At 62.2% G+C, this 20936-nt stretch carries 14 protein-coding genes; 12 read left to right on the forward strand and 2 right to left on the reverse strand.

Annotation, left to right across the window (positions count from 1 at the left end):
* Positions 1-2: 2 nt before the first annotated feature.
* The 3 genes from ACMDB8_RS00175 to cysC are packed head-to-tail and all read left to right on the forward strand — an operon-like array spanning position 3 to position 12740.
* A complete protein-coding gene (locus tag ACMDB8_RS00175) occupies positions 3-10592 on the forward strand; it encodes an Ig-like domain-containing protein (protein WP_409079522.1) in 10590 nt (3529 codons plus the stop codon).
* Positions 10593-10636: 44 nt separating this feature from the next.
* Entirely contained in the window at positions 10637-12151 is a 1515-nt protein-coding gene (locus ACMDB8_RS00180; protein ID WP_409079069.1) for a TolC family protein, read from the forward strand.
* Positions 12135-12740 carry an adenylyl-sulfate kinase gene (gene cysC / locus ACMDB8_RS00185; protein WP_056726991.1) on the forward strand — a complete coding sequence of 202 codons (606 nt, stop codon included), beginning with the start codon at positions 12135-12137 and terminating at the stop codon, positions 12738-12740. Before ACMDB8_RS00180 ends, cysC begins: the two co-directional genes overlap by 17 nt.
* Before the next feature lie 12 nt (positions 12741-12752).
* On the opposite strand, the gene ACMDB8_RS00190 is transcribed toward cysC, so the two are convergent.
* Both ACMDB8_RS00190 and ACMDB8_RS00195 read right to left on the reverse strand, forming a co-directional pair.
* Positions 12753-13511, reverse strand: coding sequence for a slipin family protein (locus ACMDB8_RS00190; protein ID WP_056726990.1), 759 nt, complete (start codon positions 13509-13511; stop codon positions 12753-12755).
* A gap of 2 nt (positions 13512-13513) precedes the next feature.
* Positions 13514-14047: an NfeD family protein gene (locus ACMDB8_RS00195; RefSeq protein WP_056726989.1), complete on the reverse strand. Its 534-nt coding sequence runs from the start codon at positions 14045-14047 to the stop codon at positions 13514-13516.
* 199 nt (positions 14048-14246) lie between these two features.
* Here ACMDB8_RS00195 and ACMDB8_RS00200 point away from each other — a divergent pair, with 199 nt between their 5' ends.
* The 9 genes from ACMDB8_RS00200 to ACMDB8_RS00240 all read left to right on the forward strand — a co-directional run bounded on the left by ACMDB8_RS00200 (position 14247) and on the right by ACMDB8_RS00240 (position 20865).
* Complete coding sequence (locus ACMDB8_RS00200; protein ID WP_056726988.1) at positions 14247-14708, forward strand: aminoacyl-tRNA deacylase; 462 nt, start codon at positions 14247-14249, stop codon at positions 14706-14708.
* A 138-nt stretch (positions 14709-14846) separates the two neighbouring features.
* Positions 14847-15092 (forward strand): DUF2789 domain-containing protein, encoded by a 246-nt coding sequence (locus ACMDB8_RS00205; RefSeq protein WP_056726987.1) that lies wholly within the window; start codon positions 14847-14849, stop codon positions 15090-15092.
* Between the two features lie 82 nt (positions 15093-15174).
* Positions 15175-15420, forward strand: a complete 246-nt coding sequence (locus tag ACMDB8_RS00210) for a type II toxin-antitoxin system prevent-host-death family antitoxin (protein WP_046040690.1) — start codon at positions 15175-15177, stop codon at positions 15418-15420.
* A complete protein-coding gene (locus tag ACMDB8_RS00215) occupies positions 15410-15700 on the forward strand; it encodes a type II toxin-antitoxin system RelE family toxin (protein ID WP_056726986.1) in 291 nt (96 codons plus the stop codon). The genes ACMDB8_RS00210 and ACMDB8_RS00215 overlap by 11 nt, the downstream gene beginning before the upstream one ends.
* Positions 15701-15832: 132 nt before the next feature.
* Entirely contained in the window at positions 15833-16261 is a 429-nt protein-coding gene (locus ACMDB8_RS00220; protein ID WP_056726985.1) for a MarR family winged helix-turn-helix transcriptional regulator, read from the forward strand.
* Entirely contained in the window at positions 16258-18330 is a 2073-nt protein-coding gene (locus ACMDB8_RS00225) for an FUSC family protein (RefSeq protein ID WP_409079070.1), read from the forward strand. Before ACMDB8_RS00220 ends, ACMDB8_RS00225 begins: the two co-directional genes overlap by 4 nt.
* On the forward strand, positions 18327-18536 hold the full coding sequence (locus ACMDB8_RS00230; RefSeq protein WP_056726983.1) for a DUF1656 domain-containing protein: 210 nt from the start codon (positions 18327-18329) through the stop codon (positions 18534-18536). The genes ACMDB8_RS00225 and ACMDB8_RS00230 overlap by 4 nt, the downstream gene beginning before the upstream one ends.
* Positions 18533-19420, forward strand: coding sequence for an efflux RND transporter periplasmic adaptor subunit (locus ACMDB8_RS00235; protein ID WP_223541566.1), 888 nt, complete (start codon positions 18533-18535; stop codon positions 19418-19420). Before ACMDB8_RS00230 ends, ACMDB8_RS00235 begins: the two co-directional genes overlap by 4 nt.
* Positions 19417-20865: an efflux transporter outer membrane subunit gene (locus tag ACMDB8_RS00240; protein ID WP_409079071.1), complete on the forward strand. Its 1449-nt coding sequence runs from the start codon at positions 19417-19419 to the stop codon at positions 20863-20865. Before ACMDB8_RS00235 ends, ACMDB8_RS00240 begins: the two co-directional genes overlap by 4 nt.
* Positions 20866-20936: the final 71 nt, after the last annotated feature.

The raw sequence follows: 20936 nt of genomic DNA on the forward strand, positions 1-20936 counted from the left end.
CCATGATCATGTCCCTTGAACCGCGCATGCTGTTCGACGGCGCTGTCGCCGCCACGGTGGCCGATACCGCGGCCCAGGCCGATAGCCATTCCACAGCAGATGCCGCCAAGGCACCGACCGCCGATCACCCGACGGCCAGCAAGGACACCCACGGCCAGGCCGATGCCACACCGGCCGCCAGCCCCATTGCGGTGCCGGGGCAGAGCGTGGTGTTCGTTGACTCCCGGGTGAAAGAAGCCGACAGCCTGCTCCAGGGCGTCGCCCCCGGGACCCAGGTCGTGAAGCTGGACGCGGGCAAGGATGGACTGCAACAGATCGCCGACTACCTCGATCAGCATCAGGGCGTCAGCTCGGTGCAGATCATCGCCCACGGCAACGCCGGCGACCTGTGGCTGGGCGACAGCTATCTGTCGGCCGACAACGTCGCCGCCCGCAGCGCGGTGCTGGCGCAAATCGGCAAGGACATCAACGCTGGCGGCGACATCCTGATCTACGGCTGCTACACCGCCGAAGGCGAGCGTGGCCTGAGCTTTGTCGATTCGCTGGCGCAAATGACCGGCCGCGATGTAGCGGCTTCGAGCAACCGCACCGGTGTGGGCGGCGACTGGGATCTGGAAATCGTCACCGGCAACATCGAAAGCGCCAACGTGCTGTCGACACAAGCCATGAGTGATTACCAATGGGGCCTGGCCACCTGGACCGCCACCAACAACGCCAATACGGGCGTCGGCTCGCTGCGTGCCGCCATCGCCTCGGCGCAGAACGGTGACCTAGTCACCTTTAACAGCAGCATGACGGTGCAGCTGACGTCCGAACTGCTGATCAACAAGAACATCACCGTTGATGGCGACTTGAACAACGATGGCGCGGCTGACGTGATTCTCGATGGTCAGTACAGGACCCGAGTGATTGAAGTGGCATCTGGCAGTACCGTGACACTCGATGGCCTGGTGATCACCAGGGGCCTGGTGTCGGGCACGGGCGGCAACGGTGGCTACGGTGCCTCGGGCGCGATGGCCGGTGGCATTTTCAACGCCGGTATTCTTACCCTGAAAAACGTAACCGTGACTTCCAACGGCGCTTCCGGTGGCGGCGGTGGCGGTGGTGTCACGGGCGCCTTTTACGGCGGTGGCGGTGGTGGCGGCGGCGGTTTGGGCGGCCAGGGTGGCGGGCATGGCGGTTCGGCAGGGCCGGGTACCGGCACGTTGGGTGGTGGTGCGGGCGGCGGTGGCGCCGGTGGTTACGGCGGCGGTTATGACGCGACCCACATGGGCGGTCGCGGCGGTACCACCACTGGCGGTGCTGGTGGGGTGGGCGTTTCCTATTACAGCAACGGCGGTAACGGTTCGACGGCCACCAATGGCACGATTTCCATTGGCGGTGGCGGCGGCGGGGCCGGTTGGGACAAGGTGGGTGGCGCTGGCGGCAACGCGGTGGGCGGGATCTACAACGCCAGCAGCGGCACCATCACCATCATTGGCACGTCGACCATTAGCAACAACATTGGCGCCGGTGGCGGCGGTGGCGGTGGCGGTGGCCAGGGCAGCAATGCCAGCAATGGCGGTGTGGGCGGCCGGGGCGTCGGTGCGATCTGGAACAAAGGCACATTGTTGATCACGGCAGCCAACTTCGCGGCCCTGGCCGGTAATGCCGCGGCCAGTGGTGCAGGCGGTACCGCGCAGGGCGGGGGGACAACCGGCACCTCGCCGACCTCCGTTGCGACCATCTACAACGACGGAGGTGTACTCAACACCGCGTATTCGCCGCCGCCGACCGCGACCATTGTGGTCGCTGACACCACACTGAGCATCGGCGAAACGTCCTTGGTGACGATCACTTTCTCCGAGGTCGTGACCGGTTTCACCAATGCGGACCTGACCATCGCCAACGGCACGTTGACGGCCGTAAGCAGCGGCGATGGCGGCATCACCTGGACGGCAACGTTCACGCCGACCGCCAGTCTTTCCGATACGAGCAACGTCATTACCCTGGACAACACCGGGGTGATCAACGGTCTGGGCACCGCCGGCGTTGGTGTCACCAACTCCAATAACTACGCCATCGATACCGTGCGGCCGACGGCGACCATTGTGGTCGCGGATACGGCGCTGAGAATCGGCGAAACCTCGCTGGTGACCATCACCTTCAACGAAGCGGTCAGCGGTTTCACCAACGCCGACCTGACGATTGCCAACGGCACCTTGACCGCAGTGAGCAGCAGCAATGGCGGCATCACCTGGACAGCGACTTTCACTCCGACCGCCAGCATCACTGACACCACGAATGTGATCACTCTGGACAACACCGGGGTCAGCGACCTGGCGGGCAACGCCGGCAGCGGCACTACCGATTCGAACAATTACGCCATCGATACCGTGCGTCCAACGGCCACCATCGTGGTGACGGACACGGCGCTGAGAATCGGCGAAACCTCTCTGGTAACGATCACCTTCTCCGAAGCGGTCAGCGGTTTCACCAACGCCGACCTGACGATTGCCAACGGCACCTTGACTTCGGTGAGCAGCAGCGACGGCGGCATCACCTGGACCGCCACGTTCACCCCGAACGCGAGCATCAATGACACAACCAACCTGATCACCCTGAACAACACCGGGGTCAGCGACCTGTCGGGCAACGCCGGCAGCGGCACCACCGACTCCAACAACTATGCCATCGATACACTCCGACCAACCGCGACCATCGTGGTGGCGGACACTGCGTTGAGAATCGGCGAAACTTCACTGGTGACCATCACCTTCTCCGAGGCGGTGAGCGGTTTCACCAACGCCGACCTGACCATTACCAACGGCACCTTGACCTCGGTGAGCAGCAGCGACGGCGGCATCACCTGGACGGCGACCTTCACGCCGTCGGCGAGCATCACGGATACGACCAACCTGATCACCCTGGACAACACCGGCGTGGCTGATCTGGCGGGCAACGCCGGCAGCGGCACTACCGACTCCAACAACTACGCCATCGATACCGTGCGCCCGACGGCCACCATTGTGGTCGCGGACACGGCGCTGAGAATCGGCGAAACCTCGCTGGTGACGATCACCTTCAGTGAAGCGGTCAGCGGTTTCACCAACGCGGATCTGACCATCACCAACGGCACGTTGACTGCGGTGAGCAGCAGCAACGGCGGCATCACCTGGACCGCCACCTTCACGCCTTCGGCGAGCATCAACGACACGACCAACCTGATTACCCTGGACAACACCGGGGTCAGCGACCTGTCGGGCAACGCCGGCAGCGGCACCACCGATTCCAACAACTACGCCATCGACACCGTGCGCCCGACCGCCACCATTGTGCTGGCCGATACAACACTGACAGCGGGCGAAACCTCGCTGGTGACCATCACCTTCTCCGAGGCCGTGACCGGTTTCACCAACGCCGACCTGAGCGTCGCCAATGGCACGTTGACCTCGGTGAGCAGCAGCGACGGCGGCATCACCTGGACCGCCACGTTTACCCCGACCGCAGGGATCATCAGCGCGACCAACGTCATCAGCCTGGCTAATACCGGCGTGGCCGATCTCGCGGGCAATACCGGCAGCGGGATCAGTTCCTCGGGCAACTACGCCATCGATACTGCCCCGCCGACCGCGACGATTGTGGTGTCCGACACCGCGCTGAGAATTGGTGAAACGTCGCTGGTGACCATCACCTTCAACCAGGCCGTGAGCGGTTTCACCAACGCCGACCTGACCATCGCCAACGGCACGTTGACCTCGGTGAGCAGCAGCGACGGCGGTATCACCTGGACCGCCACCTTCACTCCGACTGCCAGCATCAACGATACGACCAACCTGATCACATTGGACAATACCGGTGTGCAGGCTGCCGCCAGCGGCAACGCCGGCAGCGGCACTACCGACTCCAACAACTACGCCATCGATACCGTGCGGCCGACGGCGACCATTGTGGTCGCGGACACGGCGCTGAGAATCGGTGAAACCTCGCTGGTGACGATTACCTTCAGTGAAGCGGTCAGCGGTTTCACCAACGCGGATCTGACCATCACCAACGGCACGTTGACTGCGGTGAGCAGCAGCAACGGCGGCATCACCTGGACCGCCACCTTCACGCCTTCGGCGAGCATCAACGACACGACCAACCTGATTACCCTGGACAACACCGGGGTCAGCGACCTGTCGGGCAACGCCGGCAGCGGCACCACCGATTCCAACAACTACGCCATCGACACCGTGCGCCCGACCGCCACCATTGTGCTGGCCGATACAACACTGACAGCGGGCGAAACCTCGCTGGTGACCATCACCTTCAGTGAAGCGGTCAGCGGTTTCACCAACGCCGACCTGAGCGTCGCCAATGGCACGTTGACCTCGGTGAGCAGCAGCGACGGCGGCATCACCTGGACCGCAACGTTTACCCCGACAGCAGGCATCATCAGCGCGACCAACGTCATCAGCCTGGCCAACACCGGCGTGGCGGATCTGGCGGGCAACACCGGCAGCGGGATCAGTTCCTCGGGCAACTACGCCATCGATACTGCCCCGCCGACCGCGACGATTGTGGTGGCGGACACCGCGCTGAGAATTGGTGAAACGTCGCTGGTGACCATCACCTTCAACCAGGCCGTGAGCGGTTTCACCAACGCCGACCTGACCATCGCCAACGGCACGTTGACCTCGGTGAGCAGCAGCGACGGCGGTATCACCTGGACCGCCACCTTCACTCCGATTGCCAGCATCACCGATACGACCAACCTGATCACATTGGACAATACCGGTGTGCAGGCTGCCGCCAGCGGTAACGTGGGCAGCGGTACCACCGACTCCAACAACTACGCCATCGATACCGTGCGCCCGACGGCCACCATTGTGGTCGCGGACACGGCGCTGAGAATCGGCGAAACCTCGCTGGTGACGATCACCTTCAGTGAAGCGGTCAGCGGTTTCACCAACGCGGACCTGACGATCACAAACGGCACGCTGACCGCAGTCAGCAGCAGCGACGGCGGCATCACCTGGACCGCAACCTTCACGCCTTCGGCGAGCATCAGCGACACGACCAACCTGATCACCCTGGACAACACCGGGGTCAGCGACCTGGCGGGCAACGCCGGCAGCGGCACCACCGACTCCAACAACTATGCCATCGACACGGTTCGCCCGACCGCCACGATCGTGCTGGCCGATACGACGCTGAGCGCGGGTGAAACCTCGCTGGTGACCATTACTTTCTCCGAAGCAGTAAGCGGTTTCACCAACGCCGACCTGATCATCGCCAACGGCACTTTGAGCGCGGTCAGCAGCAGTGATGGCGGCATCACCTGGACCGCGACCTTCACCCCAACCGTCGGCGTGAATGATTCGAGCAATGTCATCACCCTGGCCAATACCGGCGTGACCGATGTGGCCGGCAATACAGGCAGCGGCACCACCAACTCCGGCAACTACACGATTGATACCGTGCTGCCGACCGCCACCATCGCGGTGGCCGACACCGAGCTGCTACTCGGTGAAACGTCGTTGGTGACCATCACGTTCAGCGAAGCCGTCAGCGGTTTCTCCAATGCCGACCTGAGCATCGCCAATGGCACCTTGAGTATCGTCAGCAGCAGCGATGGCGGTATCACCTGGACCGCGACATTCACCCCGACCAATGCCATCACCGACACCAGCAACGTCATCACTCTGGATAACAGCGGTGTGCAAAACGGCTCGGGCAACGCGGGCAGCGGCACCACCGATTCCAACAACTACGCCATCGACACCGTGCGCCCGACGGCGAACATCGTCGTGGTCGACGATACGCTGGCCATCGGTGAAACCTCCCTGGTGACGATCACCTTCAGTGAAGCGGTGAGCGGTTTCACCAACGCAGACCTGACCGTCGCCAACGGCACATTGAGCAACGTCAGCAGCAGTGACGGCGGTATCACCTGGACGGCAACCTTCACGCCGTCCTCGAGCATCAACGACACCACCAACCTGATCACCCTGAACAACACCGGGGTCAGCGATCTGGCGGGCAACGCTGGCAGCGGCACCACCGACTCCAACAACTATGCCATCGACACGCTGCGCCCGACCGCCACGATCGTGCTGGCCGATACGACGCTGAGCGCGGGTGAAACCTCGCTGGTGACCATCACCTTCTCCGAGGCGGTGAGCGGTTTCAGCAGCGTGGATCTGAGTGTTCCCAACGGCACGTTGAGTGCGGTGAGCAGCAGCGACGGCGGCATCACCTGGACGGCGACGTTCACGCCAACCCTCGATGTCAACGACACGACCAACCTGATCACCCTGGACAATGCCGGGGTCAGCGACCTGGCGGGCAACGCCGGCACCGGTACGACCAATTCCGCCAACTTCACCATCGACACCGTGTTGCCGACCGCCACCATCGTAGTCGCCGATAACGCCCTGAGTGTCGGCGAAACCACGCTGGTGACCATCACCTTCTCCGAGGCCGTGAGCGGTTTCAGCAACGCCGACCTGAGTATCGCCAACGGCACCCTGAGCGCAGTGAGCAGCAGTGATGGCGGCATCACCTGGACGGCAACCTTCACGCCGACCGCCGACATCACCAACGCAAACAACCTGATCACCCTGGACAACAGCGGCGTACAGAACATCTCGGGCAACGCGGGCAGCGGCACCACCGATTCCAACAACTACGCCATCGACACCGTGCGCCCGACGGCGACCATCGTGGTCGCGGACACGGCGCTGGCGGTGGGCGAAACCTCGGTGGTGACTATCACCTTCTCCGAGGCGGTAACCGGCTTTTCCCTGGCCGACCTGACGGTGAGCAACGGTACTCTGAGCAATCTCAGCACCAGCGATAACATCACATATACCGCGACATTTACTCCGACGGTTGGCGTCACCGACACCAGCAACCTGATCACCCTGGACAATAGCGGTGTGATCGACGGGGCGGGCAACGTCGGCAGCGGAACCACGGACTCGAACAATTACGCGGTCGACAGCCAACGCCCGACCGCGACCATTGTCATGGCCGATTCAACCCTGATTGCCGGTGAAACGACCCAGGTGACTATCACCTTCAGTGAGGCAGTGAGCGGTTTCACCAACGCCGATCTGAGTGTTCCCAATGGTACGTTGAGTGCGGTCAGCAGCAGCGACGGAGGCATCACCTGGACGGCGACGTTCACGCCGAACGTCACGGTCAACGACACGACCAACCTGATCATCCTGGACAACAGCGCAGTCGCGGACCTCGCAGGCAACGCCGGCAGCGGTACGAGCAACTCCGCCAACTTCACCATCGACACCGTGTTACCGACCGCCACCATCGTGGTCGCCGACAATGCCCTGAACGTCGGCGAGTCCTCGCTGGTGACCATCACCTTCAGCGAAGCAGTGAGCGGTTTCAGCAACGCCGACCTGACCATCGCCAACGGCGCCCTGAGCGCGGTGAGCAGCAGCGATGGCGGCGTCACCTGGACGGCAACCTTCACGCCGACCGCCAACATCACCGACGCCGCCAACCTGATCATCCTGGACAACAGCGGCGTGCAGAACGCCTCGGGCAATGCGGGCAGCGGCACCACCGACTCCAACAACTACGCCATCGACACCCAGCGCCCGATCGCCACCATAGTGGTCGCTGACAATGCCCTGAGTGTCGGCGAAACCACGCTGGTGACCATCACCTTCTCCGAGGCGGTGAGCGGTTTCACCAATGCCGACCTGACCATCGACAATGGCACCTTGAGTGCGGTGAGCAGCAGCGACGGAGGCATTACCTGGACGGCTACCCTGACACCGTTGACGGGTATCGCCGACACCAGCAACCTCATTCGGCTCGATAACAGCGGTGTTCAGGATGCGGCGGGCAACGCCGGCAGCGGGAGCACGGACTCGAACAACTACGCGATCGACAGCCAACGCCCGACCGCGACCATTGTCATGGCCGACACCGACCTGCGTCCCGGCGAAACGACCCTGGTGACCATCAGCTTCAACGAAGCAGTCAGTGGTCTGGACAGTTCAGATCTGAGCGTCGCCAACGGCACCCTGAGCGGGTTGAGCAGCAGCGACGGTGGCGTTACCTGGACCGCGACGTTCACGCCGACCGCCAGCATTACCGATACCAGCAACCTCATCACTCTGGACAACACCGGTGTCACCGACGCGGCAGGCAACGCCGGGAACGGGGTGACCAACTCGGCGAATTACCTGGTGCAAACCAGCGTGCCAACCGCCAGCATCGTGATCGCCGATACGGCGCTCAAGGCCGGCGAAACGAGCCTGGTGACCATCACCTTCAGCGAGGCCGTCAACGGTTTCAGCAACGCCGACCTGATCCTCGCCAACGGTACATTGAGCAACGTCAGCAGCATCGACGGCGGCATCACCTGGACGGCGACCTTTACGCCAACCTCGGACGTTACCGATGCCAGCAACCTGATCACGCTCGACAATAGCGGCGTGGCCAATGGTTCGGGCAACGCGGGGTCGGGCACCACCGACTCGAACAATTTTGCCATCGACACCGCACTGCCCACCGCGACCATCGTGGTTGCCGACACGGCGCTGAGTACCGGTGAAACCTCATTGGTGACCATCACCTTCAGCGAAGCGGTGAGCGGTTTCGACAACAGTGACTTGACCATCGCAAACGGCATCCTGAGCAATGTCAGTTCCAGCGACGGCGGGATCACCTGGACCGCCACCCTTACCCCGACGGCCGATCTCACCGACACCAGCAACACCATCGCGCTGAACATGGCGGGTGTGCAGGATGTGGCCGGCAATGCCGGCAGCGGTACGGTCAACTCCAATACCTACACCATTGACACCCAAGGCCCGACCGCGACCATCGTGGTTGCCGACGGTACGCTGGCGGCCGGTGAATCGACCTTGGTAACCATCACGTTCTCCGAGGCAGTGAGCGGCTTCACCAACGCGGACCTGTCCATCCCCAACGGTACATTGAGCGCCGTGAGCAGCAGCGACGGCGGTGTGACCTGGACCGCGACCTTCACGCCAACCGCCAACGTGAAGGACACGACCAACCTGATCAGCTTGAGCAACGCCGGGGTGTCCGACCTCGCGGGCAATGCCGGAACCGGCATCAGCAACTCGGCCAGCTTCACCATTGATACCGTGCTGCCGACGGCGACCATAGTGGTAGCCGACACGCAACTCGGCATCGGTGAAACCACCACCGTGACCATCACTTTCAGTGAAGCGGTGAGCGGTTTCGACGTATCGGACATCAGCGTTGCCAACGGCGTGTTGTCGAACCTGAGCAGCAGCGATGGCGGCGTGACCTGGACCGCGACCCTGACGCCGACCGCCAATGTCAGCGACGCAACCAACCTGATCGTGCTCGACACCGGTCGCGTGCAGGACAATGTCGGCAACTTCGGCGCCAGTATCGCCATCTCCAACAACTACGCGCTCGATGCGACCCGGCCGACGGTGAGTATCGTGGTTGCCAACCCGAACCTCGGTATCGGCCAGACCACTACGGTGACCTTCACCTTCAGCGAGGCCGTCAGCAACTTCGACCTGTCCGACTTGAGCGTGACCAATGGCGACCTGAGCAACCTCGGCAGCAGCGATGGCGGCAAGACCTGGACGGCGACGTTCACGCCGACGGCCAATGTCACCGACCCAAGCAACTTCATCGCCCTGGACACCCGCAACGTCACGGATCTGGTGGGCAACACTGGCAACACGGTGGCGGTGTCGAACAATTACACCCTCGACAGCGAACTGCCAACCGCCACCGTGGTGATCGCCAATCCGAACCTGGGCGTGGGCCAGACCTCGCAGGTGACCATCACCTTCAGCGAAGCGGTCAGCGGTTTTGATTTGTCCGACATCAGTATTGCCAACGGCACCTTGTCCGACCTGAGTAGCAGCGACGGCGGCAAGACCTGGACCGCAATGCTGACACCGACCGCCAACGTCAATATCGCCAGCAACGCGATCAGCATCAACCGCGCCGGTATCAGCGACATGGCCGGCAACAGTGGCAGCGGCGTGAGCCAGTCCGACAATTTTGTCATCAACACGGTGCCGACCTCATCGGTTGTCGTCGTAACGGTAGACCCCGAGTTCCAAAGCAGCACCCCGGTGACGCTGCCCGATGTGCCCAACGTGCCGCTGCAACCGAGCATTTTCACGCCTCCGACGGGCAACCTCACTTCACCATTGACCTTCCAGCCATTGTTCGAACAACGGGTGATCGGCAACGGTATCCGGCCGTTGGGCGATATTTTCATGAACCACGGCGCATTGACCCCGAGTTTCATCGCGCAGGTTTTCAGCAGCACTGACGGCGGTGGCGATGGCTCGGGACATGGTTTCCTCGGTTTCGGTGGCGGTGACGGCGGTGTGTTCAGCACCAGCACGCTGTCGAGCCTGTTCAATCAGGACAGCAGCAGCGAGCGCGATTCGTTGAACGCCTTCGGCAGTCAGTCGATCAAGTCCGGCGATGTTTCCCAAGGGCTGCGCGGGGTATTTGGCGCACCGACACTGGGCCAGCAGTTGCAACAACTCAAGGACAACGAGCAGCAGCAGGTCGCCAACCTGGCCGCCGCTTTGAAACTGGCCGGCATCGGCGAAATGCAGGCCTGATGAGAACTTTCACTTTTGATGCGGCACCCAGGGGCGATGCAAGGATGAATAGAAGTCATAAGTTGTTTGGAGCCAGTCTGCTGGCACTGGCGATCAGCGGATGCGCAGTCACCAGTGAGCCGATCGAACGCAGTGTCAGTGAGCAGCGGGCCAAAAGTGACCTGCAAAGCATGTACAAGGGGCAGGAGCCCCTTGCCGGCCCGTTGACCCTGCACCAGGCCATGGCCCGTGCGGTGAAGTACAACCTCGAAGGCCGGTTGAAAATCATGGAGGAGGCCCTGGCCAAGCGTCAGCTCGACCTCGCCAGTTTCGACATGCTGCCGCGCATGGCGCTGGACGCCGGATACGTGGGACGCAACAACGTCAACGCCTCCAGCAGCCAGAGTGTGCGCACCGGCACGCAGTCCCTGGAACCTTCGACATCCCAGGACCGCGACCGTGATGTGGCGGACCTGACGATGGTCTGGAACGTGCTCGATTTTGGTGTCAGTTACATCAGCGCCAAGCAGCAGGGCGACCAGCGCCTGATCGTTCAGGAACGTCGGCGCAAGGTGATCAACACTATCGTCCAGGACGTGCGCTCGGCGTATTGGCGGGCGATGGCCGCCGAACGCCTGCTCACGCAGATCGACAGCCTGATGGCGCGGGTTGAAACCGCGCGCAACGACAGCCAGAGCATGAGCCAGCAACGCATTGGCGATCCGGTGCAGGCCCTCGGTTATCAGCGTTCGCTGATCGAAGCGACACGCCAACTGGAGGAGCAGCGCCGTGCCTTGTCTCTGGCGAAGACCGAACTGGCGACCCTGATCAACCTGCCGATGGGCACCGAGCTGACCCTGGCGACCGATAACGGTTATGAGATTCCCGAGCTCAAGATCGATCTGGCCACTCTCGAACAGGAAGCCCTGACCAGCCGCCCGGAACTGCGCGAACAGGATTATCAGGCCCGCATCAGCGCTGCCGAGACCCGCAAAGCCATGTTGCGCCTGCTGCCGGGCCTGGAGTTCTCCGCCGGCGGACATTACGACAGCAACTCGTTCCTGGTGGAGCAAGGCTGGGCCGATTACGGCGTCAAAGTCACCTGGAACCTGTTTAACGTGATCTCGGCTCCCGCGGCGATCAACGTGGCCAAGGCTGGTGAAGAAGTCGCCACCGCGCGCCGTCAGGCGATGTCGATTGCGGTGCTGGCGCAGCTGTATGTGGCCAATGCCAATTACCGCGAGGCGTTGCGCCAGTTCAAGACCAATCAGCAATTGTCGGACATCGACGGGCAAATCGTCGGTCAGTTGCGCAATCGTCACCAGGCGGACGGCATCGGTGAGCTGGATCTGATCCAGGGCGAACTCAACACCTTGCAGGCCGATCTGCGTCGTGACCTGTCCTACGCCGACCTGCGCAACGCCTACGGGCAAATTTTCGCCAGCGCCGGCCTCGATCCGCTGCCGGATCAGGTGCAATCGACGCAAGTCCAGTCCATCGCCACGGCCCTGGCCAACCGCGAAGCGGCTTGGGCGGCGGGTGATATCACGGTTCCGGTGGCCCATGCCCCAGCGCGTTGATGTGAAGCCCCCGACCGCCAGCATCAGCCGTGCCCGGCGCGAGCAACGCAACGGCCATCGCGGCGCGGCGATCCTGCTGACCGGTCTTCCGGCGGCGGGCAAGTCGACCCTCGCGCAAGCGCTGCACGCCGAGTTGTTTGCACGCGGGCTGCAGAGCGTGGTGCTCGATGGTGACGGGTTGCGGGTAGGGCTCAACCAAGACCTTGGCTTCAGCGACAGCGATCGTCAGGAAAACATCCGTCGCGCCAGCGAACTGGCGGCGTTGCTGGTGGAGAACGGACAAATCGTGATCCTGGCGATGATCGCGCCCCTGGTGGAGCTGCGCGATGTGTTCGCCCGGCGGCTCGGTGACGATTATCGCGAAGTCTGGTGCAGTGCGACCCTGGCGGTGTGCGAGCAACGTGATCCAAAAGGTCACTATGCTCGCGCCAGGCGCGGCGAATTGATGGGGTTTACCGGGGTGTCCGCACCGTATCAGGCGCCGGTTGATGCGGCGCTGGTACTCGACACCGGAGTACAAACGATCGAGGCTTGCCTTGATCGACTGTTGACCTGGCTTGGCGAAGCCGAAGTGTTGCCCAGGTCCTGAACCGGTCGGCGTTCAGGCTTTCGACGACAAATCCGCCATGCCCTTGAGCAGCTCGATCGGCAGTGGAAAGACAATGGTCGAGCTCTTATCGCCGGCAATCGAACTCAAGGTCTGCATGTAGCGCAACTGCATGGCCCCCGGTTGTCGGCCGAGCATTTCGGCGGCCTGCATGAGCTTTTCCGAGGCCTGCAATTCACCCTCGGCGTGGATCACCTTGGCTCGCCGTTCCCGTTCTGCCTCGGCCTGCCTGGCGATGGCGCGGATCATCGATTCGTTGAGGTCCACGTGCTTGATCTCGACGTTGGCGACCTTGATGCCCCAGGTGTCGGTCTGGGCGTCGAGTACTTGCTGGATGTCCAGGTTCAAGCGTTCGCGTTCTGCCAGCAGTTCGTCCAGTTCGTGTTTACCCAGCACTGCCCGCAGCGTGGTTTGCGCCAATTGGCTGGTAGCAGCCAGGAAATCCTCGACCTGGATGATTGCCTTCTGCGGATCGAGTACGCGGAAATACAGCACCGCGTTGACCTTGACCGACACGTTGTCGCGGGTGATCACGTCTTGTGGCGGCACGTCCAGCACCACGGTGCGCAAATCGACCCGGACCATTTGCTGGACCACCGGAATCAGCAGGATCAGGCCAGGGCCCTTGACCTGCCAGAAGCGCCCGAGCTGGAACACCACCCCGCGCTCGTATTCGCGCAGGATGCGGAACGTCGACCCCGCCAGTGCGATGATCAACAATAGCAGCGCGACAAGACCCAATTGCAAACCCATGACTATTCTCCGCCCGGCGCCGCGTCAGTCGCGGCCACTTGCAGCAGCAAGCCCTGGCGCCCCACCACCCGCACCCGTTGCCCGGGGTGCAGCGGCGTTGCGCTGAGCACTTGCCATTGTTCTCCTTGCAGATGAACCCAGCCGCCACAGGCGTTGCCGAGCTGTACTGAAGTGACCGGCGTTTCGCTGCCGACCAGCCCGGCATCACCGCTGACAGTGTGGCGCGGTCGGGTCTTCAGGGCATGAAACACCAGGTAAACCAGCAACAGTGCACTGACCAGTCCCAGGCCGATCATCAGTGGCACGGGCACATCGGTATTGGTCAGGATCACCGCGCCGATCACGAACATCACGATGCCGCCCAGGCCGATCACACCGTAATTGGGCAGGGCCGCCTCGGCGATCAGGAACGCGATGCCGAAGGTGATCAACCAGATCCCGACGGGGTTGGGCAACAGCACCACAACCGTGTCGGCGGCGCAGGCCGATCCGCTCAACGCCAACAGCAACGCAACTGCACAGCAACGCGTGTTCACTTGACCCTCCGGGAGAGTCGTGGAGTGGCTCTGTATACAGTTTAGTTGAGCCTTGGCCGGTATGAATTTTGCTCAACTGCCGTCGACATCCGATGGGCAGATTTCCCGCCGGATCGCGCTGACGGGCCTAGACTTTTACTACGCAAGCCAAGCTTTAATCATCGTCCGCAAGCGATCGTGGCGGACACCGAGGTGCATCATGCGTATGGCAAGAACCGTGCAGCGAAGCCTGGAAAAGGCTCAATGCGAATATGACATCGTCAGCCACCCACACTCGGCCAGCAGCCTTGAAACGGCGCGGGTCGCAGGTATTCCCGCCGAACGGGTGGCCAAATCGGTGATCCTCGACGATCACCATGGGCATTACCTGATGGCCGTGCTGCCCGCCAGCCGTCACCTTGACCTGAGCAAAGTCCGCAACAGCGGTGAGTGGCAGGTTTCCCGCGAAAGCAACCTGGCGCACCTGTTCGATGATTGCGAACGCGGTGCCGTACCGGCGCTGGGTGAGTCCTATGGGTTGGAGGTGGTGATCGATCCGCTACTGACCCGGCAGAAAGACATCTATCTGGAGGCCGGCAACCACGTCAACCTGGTGCGCATGGACATGCCCGAGTTTCTGAAAATGGTGCCGCATGCCGAGGTGCGGGAGTTGAGTCATTGAGTTTTGTTTCGTCAATGCTGCCATCTTCGCGGGCAAGCCCGCTCCCACAGGTTTTGTGATCGACTCAGAACCGTGTGGGAGCGAGCTTGCTCGCGATGACCGCGCAGCGGTCCCTTAATCAGTTCACAGGAGCTAGACATGGAAAGCCCAACCCACAACCTTCCCTCCCTGTTCAAGCAACTCGGCCTGCCAGACGATGCCGAAAGCATCGATAAATTCATCGCCACCCATTCACCACTCAAACCGGAGTTGCACCTTGCGGATGCATTTTTCTGGAGCCCGAGCCAGGCGGATCTTCTGCGTGAAGAGATACTCGATGACGCGGATTGGGCGGAGGTGGTGGATCAGCTGGATGTGCTGTTGAGGAAGGGGCGGGGGATCTAGAAAACTGATAGGCGGTGCTCAACCTAGGTTGCTCTGATCACAGTAATTGACCAGAATTAAGACCTTATTTGAGGTCTTAATTATGCAAAGTGTTTTGGCTGATATGGCTGTCAGCGTGTCTGAACTAAAGAAAAACCCCTCTGCCGTTTTGAATGGCGCCCATGGAGGGCCCGTCGCAGTGCTCAATCACAATCGCGTCATGGGGTATATGGTCCCTGCCGATGTGTTCGAAGCCATGATGGAGCGCCTGGATGATTTGGAATTGGCGGAAATCGTGCGTTCTCGTCGTCATGAAACACCGATCCCGGTAACGCTGGATGACTTATAAGCTCGAATTTCTGCCATCTGCACGCAAAGAATGGGACAAGCTGGGGCACACGCTACGTGAGCAATTCAAAAAGAAGTTGGCAGAGCGGCTCGAAATGCCTCGAATCCCTTCCGACTCACTCCATGGCATGCCCGACTGCTACAAAATCAAGTTGAAGTCATCGGGGTATCGACTCGTCTACGAGGTGATAGATGAGCGCATCGTCGTTTCTGTCGTTTCTGTCGTTGCAGTAGGAAAGCGCGAACGCAGTGAAGTGTATGAGCGTGCCAGGAAACGCTGATGGCTCTCGGCAGGTCGCTGTTACGTATTTGTTTCAAAACTTGACGGAAAATCCCTCTCAATGCAATATTGATAGTTAGCAAACTAACAGTGTGTATTGTCCCTCGTGCCGAATAACCTCGACGTTCTCCAGATGAACATCAGCAGCGCCATGGTGGTGGCCGCCAGGCATTGGCGCAAAATCTGCCAGACCACGCTGGCCAACTATGGAATCTCCGAAGCCTGTGCCGTTCCGCTGTTGATGATCGGGCGTCTGGGCGAGGGTGTGCGTCAGGTGACGGTGGCCCAGGCAGCAGGGATGGAGAGCCCGTCGCTGGTGCGCCTGCTCGATCAGTTGTGCCATGGCGGCTACGTCTGCCGCACCGAAGATGCACAGGACCGCCGCGCCAAATGCCTGAGCCTGACCGAAACCGGTCGGGAGCTGGTGCAGGCGGTCGAAGTGGAGCTGGTGCGCTTGCGCCACGAAGTCCTTGAAGGCATTGACCAGAGTGATCTGGAGGCTACGCTGCGGGTACTGAGAGCATTTGAAGCGGCCACGCCGCCATCGGTGGCGAACCCTTGAACGGATTTTTCTCTGGCATGCCCCCGGCGCGGGACTGGTTCTACGGAGTCCGCACCTTCGCCGCATCAATGATCGCGCTGTACATCGCCCTGCTCATGCAAATGCCGCGTCCGTACTGGGCGATGGCCACGGTGTACATCGTTTCCAGCCCGTTTCTCGGCCCTACCAGTTCCAAGGCGCTATACCGGGCGGTTGGCACCTTTGTCGGCGCTGCGGCGGCGGTTCTGTTCGTGCCGATGTTCGTGCAGAGCCCCTACGTGCTGGTGGTGGTGATTGCGCTGTGGACCGGGACGCTGCTGTTTCTGTCCCTGCATTTGCGCACCGCCAACAACTACGCCTTGATGCTCGCCGGCTACACCTTGCCGTTGATTGCCCTGCCGGTGGTGAACAACCCGCTGGGGGTATGGGACGTGGCCGAGGCACGGACCGAAGAAATCTTTCTCGGCATCGCCGTGGCGGCGGTGGTCGGCGCGATGTTCTGGCCCCGGCGCCTGGCGCCGGTGTTCAATGATTCGGTGAGCAAATGGTTTACCGATGCGTCGACCTACAGCCTGCGCTTCCTTAGCCGCAACGTGCAGCCTGAAGAAGTCAGCGCGCTGCGCGCATCGATGGTCGCCACGTTCAACTCCCTGGAATTGATGATCGGTCAGTTGCCCCACGAAGGCTCGCGACCGCAGACCGTGCGCAATACCAAGGAATTGCGCGGTCGGATGATTCACCTGCTGCCAGTGATCGATGCCCTCGACGACGCGCTTTACGCCCTGGAACGGCGCACCCCGGAGCTTGTGGACAAGTTCGCACCCTTGCTGGCCGCCACCACCGAATGGCTCGAACACAAGGATGCCGATCTCGACCGCTGGCAAACCCTGAAGGCTCAACTCGAGGCCCTGCAACCGGCTCCCGAAGCGCTGGATGAGCGCAAGCAACTGCTTTTCTCCAACGCCATTTACCGTCTCGGCGAGTGGATCGATTTGTGGCAGGACTGTCGCAGTCTGCAGTACGCCATCCAGTGCGAAAGCCAGGACAGCTGGCGCGCGGTGTATCGGCACTGGCGGCTGGGGCGGCTATCGCCGTTCCTGGATCGCGGCCTGATGTTTTATTCCGCTGCATCGACCGTTACGGCAATCATTGTCGCCTCGGTATTGTGGATTCTGCTCGGCTGGACCGATGGCGGCAGCGCGGTGATCCTGGCAGCGGTGGCTTGCAGTTTCTTTGCCTCGATGGACGACCCGGCGCCGCAGATTTACCGGTTCTTTTTCTGGACGGCGATGTCGGTGGTGTTCGCCAGCCTCTATCTGTTTCTGGTGCTGCCCAACCTGCATGACTTTCCGATGCTGGTGCTGGCGTTTGCCGTGCCGTTCATTTGCGTCGGCACCCTGACGGTCAAGCCGCAGTTTTACCTGGGCATGCTGCTGACCCTGGTCAACACCTCGTCCTTCATCAGTATTCAGGGCGCTTACGACGCGGACTTCCTCAGTTTCGCCAACTCCAACCTGGCCGGCCCCATGGGGCTGCTGTTCGCGTTCATCTGGACCCTGATCGCCCGGCCGTTCGGTGCCGAACTGGCGGCCAAGCGCCTGACCCGTTTCAGCTGGCGTGACATCGTCAGCCTCTCCGAGCCGGCCACTTTGTCCGAGCATCGGCTTCTGGGCATACGGATGCTCGATCGGCTGATGCAGCATCTGCCGCGCCTGGCCATGACCGGCCAGGACTCCGGCGTGGCGCTGCGGGAAGTGCGGGTGGCGTTGAACCTGTTGGACCTGCTCGCCTATACGCCGCGGGTCCTTGGTGTGCCGCAGGTGCTGTTGCGCCAGGTGGTGGCCGAGGTGGGCGAGTACTTCAAGGCCTGCCTCAAGGCTGGTGAGCGCTTGCAGGCACCGAGTCCGTTGCTGATGACCCTCGACCGCACGCGCCGCGCTCTCAGCGGTGCCGGCGATGATGAGACCCGTCGGCATCTGCTGCACGCCCTGAGCGGCCTGCGCCTGGCACTGTTGCCCGGCGTCGAGTTCGTCGGCTCCGCCGAGTCCGAAGAACCGCTTCCCCATGGCATTGATGGAGCGCCTTTATGATCGGTGACCTGGATCTGAGCGGGGTGTTCCTGCCCACGCTGCTGGTGCTGATGGGCATTACTTATGTGTTGTACCTGTTGGTGCACGGGGTGCTGGCGCGCCTGCACTTTTACCGTCTGGTCTGGCACCGGGCATTGTTCAACGTGGCCCTCTACGCCTTGCTGCTTGGCGCGGTGGACTCACTCAGTCGATACCTGATGACATGAAAAAACCGTTTTTAACCCTGGGTCGCGTGGTGTTGACCCTGCTGATCGTGAGCTTCGCCGTTGTCGTGGTCTGGCGCATGGTGATGTATTACATGTTCGCGCCCTGGACCCGCGACGGGCACATCCGTGCCGACATCGTGCAAATCGCGCCGGATGTCTCCGGGCTGATCCAGCAAGTGGAGGTGCGCGACAACCAGTTGGTCAAGCGCGGCCAAGTGCTGTTCAGCATCGATCCGGACCGCTTCAAGCTGGCCCTGCGCCAAGCGAAAGCGGCAGTCGCCGACCGCGAGGAAACCCTGGCCCAGGCCCAGCGCGAGGCCAAGCGGAACAAGGGGCTTGGCAACCTGGTGCCGGGTGAACAACTGGAAGAAAGCCAGTCGAAAGTGGCCCGCGCCCAAGTGGCCTTGATGGAAGCCCAGGTGGCGGTGGACAGCGCGCAGCTCAACCTCGACCGCTCGGTGATCCGCAGCCCGGTGGACGGCTACGTCAACGACCGTGCGCCACGGGCCCAAGAGTTCGTCAGCGCCGGGCGACCGGTGTTGTCGGTGGTCGACAGCAACTCGTTCCATATCGATGGTTATTTCGAAGAAACCAAACTGAACGGCATCCATATCGGGCAAAGCGTCGACATCCGGGTGATCGGCGACAATGCGCGCCTGCGCGGGCATGTGGAGAGCATCGTCGCCGGTATCGAAGACCGCGACCGCACCAGCGGCAATAACCTGCTGCCCAACGTCAACCCGGCCTTCAGCTGGGTGCGGCTGGCCCAGCGGATTCCGGTGCGCATCGCTTTCGATGACGTGCCGGAAGATTTCCGCATGATCGCCGGGCGCACCGCCACGGTATCGATCATCGACGATCAGAAACGGGAGCCGGCGCAATGAGCAAGGCCTCGGGTTTGGCGGTCGCCGGATTAGGCCTGCTGCTGTCGGCGTGTCAGATGGTCGGGCCGGATTATCATTTGCCTGAAGAAGCGGCTGTCCATCGTCCAGACTTGCAGGGCGATCTGGCGGTCGACGGTAAAACGGTGGTGTCCGCGCCGGTGCCGGCCGATTGGTGGCGCCTGTACAAGGATCCGCGACTCGACCGGTTGGTGCAGCAGGCCATGGCTTCCAACACCGATTTGCGGGTGGCGGCGGCCAGCCTGTCGCGGTCTCGCGCACAGGTTGATGAAGCCGAAGCGGCGGGCGGCTGGAGCGCCGGCGTGCAGATGGGCGCCCAGCGCTTGCAGGAGTCTGGCCAGGCGTTCCTGCTGCCGGAAAAAGTGCCGGTGGCGAACATCGGCGATATCGGTATCAGCGCGTCGTACCAGTTCGATCTGTTCGGTACCCTGCAGCGCGGCATCGAAGCGGCCAAGGCCAATGCCGATGCGACGCAGGCCGCCGCCGATACCGCACGCATCACCGTGGTGGCCGACGTGGTTCGCGCCTACACCCAGGTGTGCGCGGCCAATGAAGAGCGGGAAATTGCCCAGCATTCCCTCGACCTGCAAGCCCAGAGCACCACGCTGATCCAGCGCCTGCGCGATGCCGGGCGCGGCGACGAAACCCAGGTCACCCGCTCGCAGACCCAATTCAAATCCCTGCGCGCCGACATGCCGCGCTATGAGGCCGCACGTCAGGCCGGGCTGTATCGCTTGTCGATGTTGCTGGCCAAACCGGTGGACCAACTGCCGGCCGGCACCGCCACCTGCGACGAGCTGCCGAAAATCGCGCAATTGATTCCGGTGGGCGATGGCGCCGCATTGCTCAAGCGTCGTCCCGATGTACGGCAGGCCGAGCGTCGGCTGGCGGCCGCGACGGCCGGTATTGGCGTCGCCACGGGCGAGCTGTACCCGAACATCAGCATCGGCGCGACCATCGGTACCGTCGGTATCCTGGACGATCTCGGCGACCCGTCTACCAACCGCTGGGGCTTCGGTCCGTCGCTGACCTGGAACGTGCCGACCAACGGCGCCCGTGCGCGCATCCGCGAAGCCGAAGCGGTGACCCAGGCGACCCTGGCACATTTCGATGGGGTAGTGCTCAACGCCATTCGCGAGACTCAGACCGGCCTGGCCCAGTACACGGCATTGCTGCAACGTCGCGACGCACTGGCCGATGCCGAGCAATCGGCAAAACTGGCGTCTGACCAGACCCACCGCTTCTTCCAGGCCGGCCGCGCCTCGTTCCTGGCCGACCTGCAGGCCACCCGCACCTACATCGATGTCACGGCGCAACTGGCTGCCGCGAACACCCAGGTTGCCGCCAGTCAGATCGATTTGTTCCTCGCCTTGGGCGGCGGCTGGGAAAGCGGACGAACGCAAGCGTCGAACTCCGGCAAACCCTGAGGCCGTTGCTATGCTTTGAAGTGTTGGAGGGGCGCCCCGTACAAAGCGCCCTTTCTTCGCACAAGGCTCGC

Origin of the sequence: Pseudomonas monachiensis (assembly GCF_047345015.1) — a bacterium.
Lineage (GTDB): Bacteria > Pseudomonadota > Gammaproteobacteria > Pseudomonadales > Pseudomonadaceae > Aquipseudomonas > Aquipseudomonas monachiensis.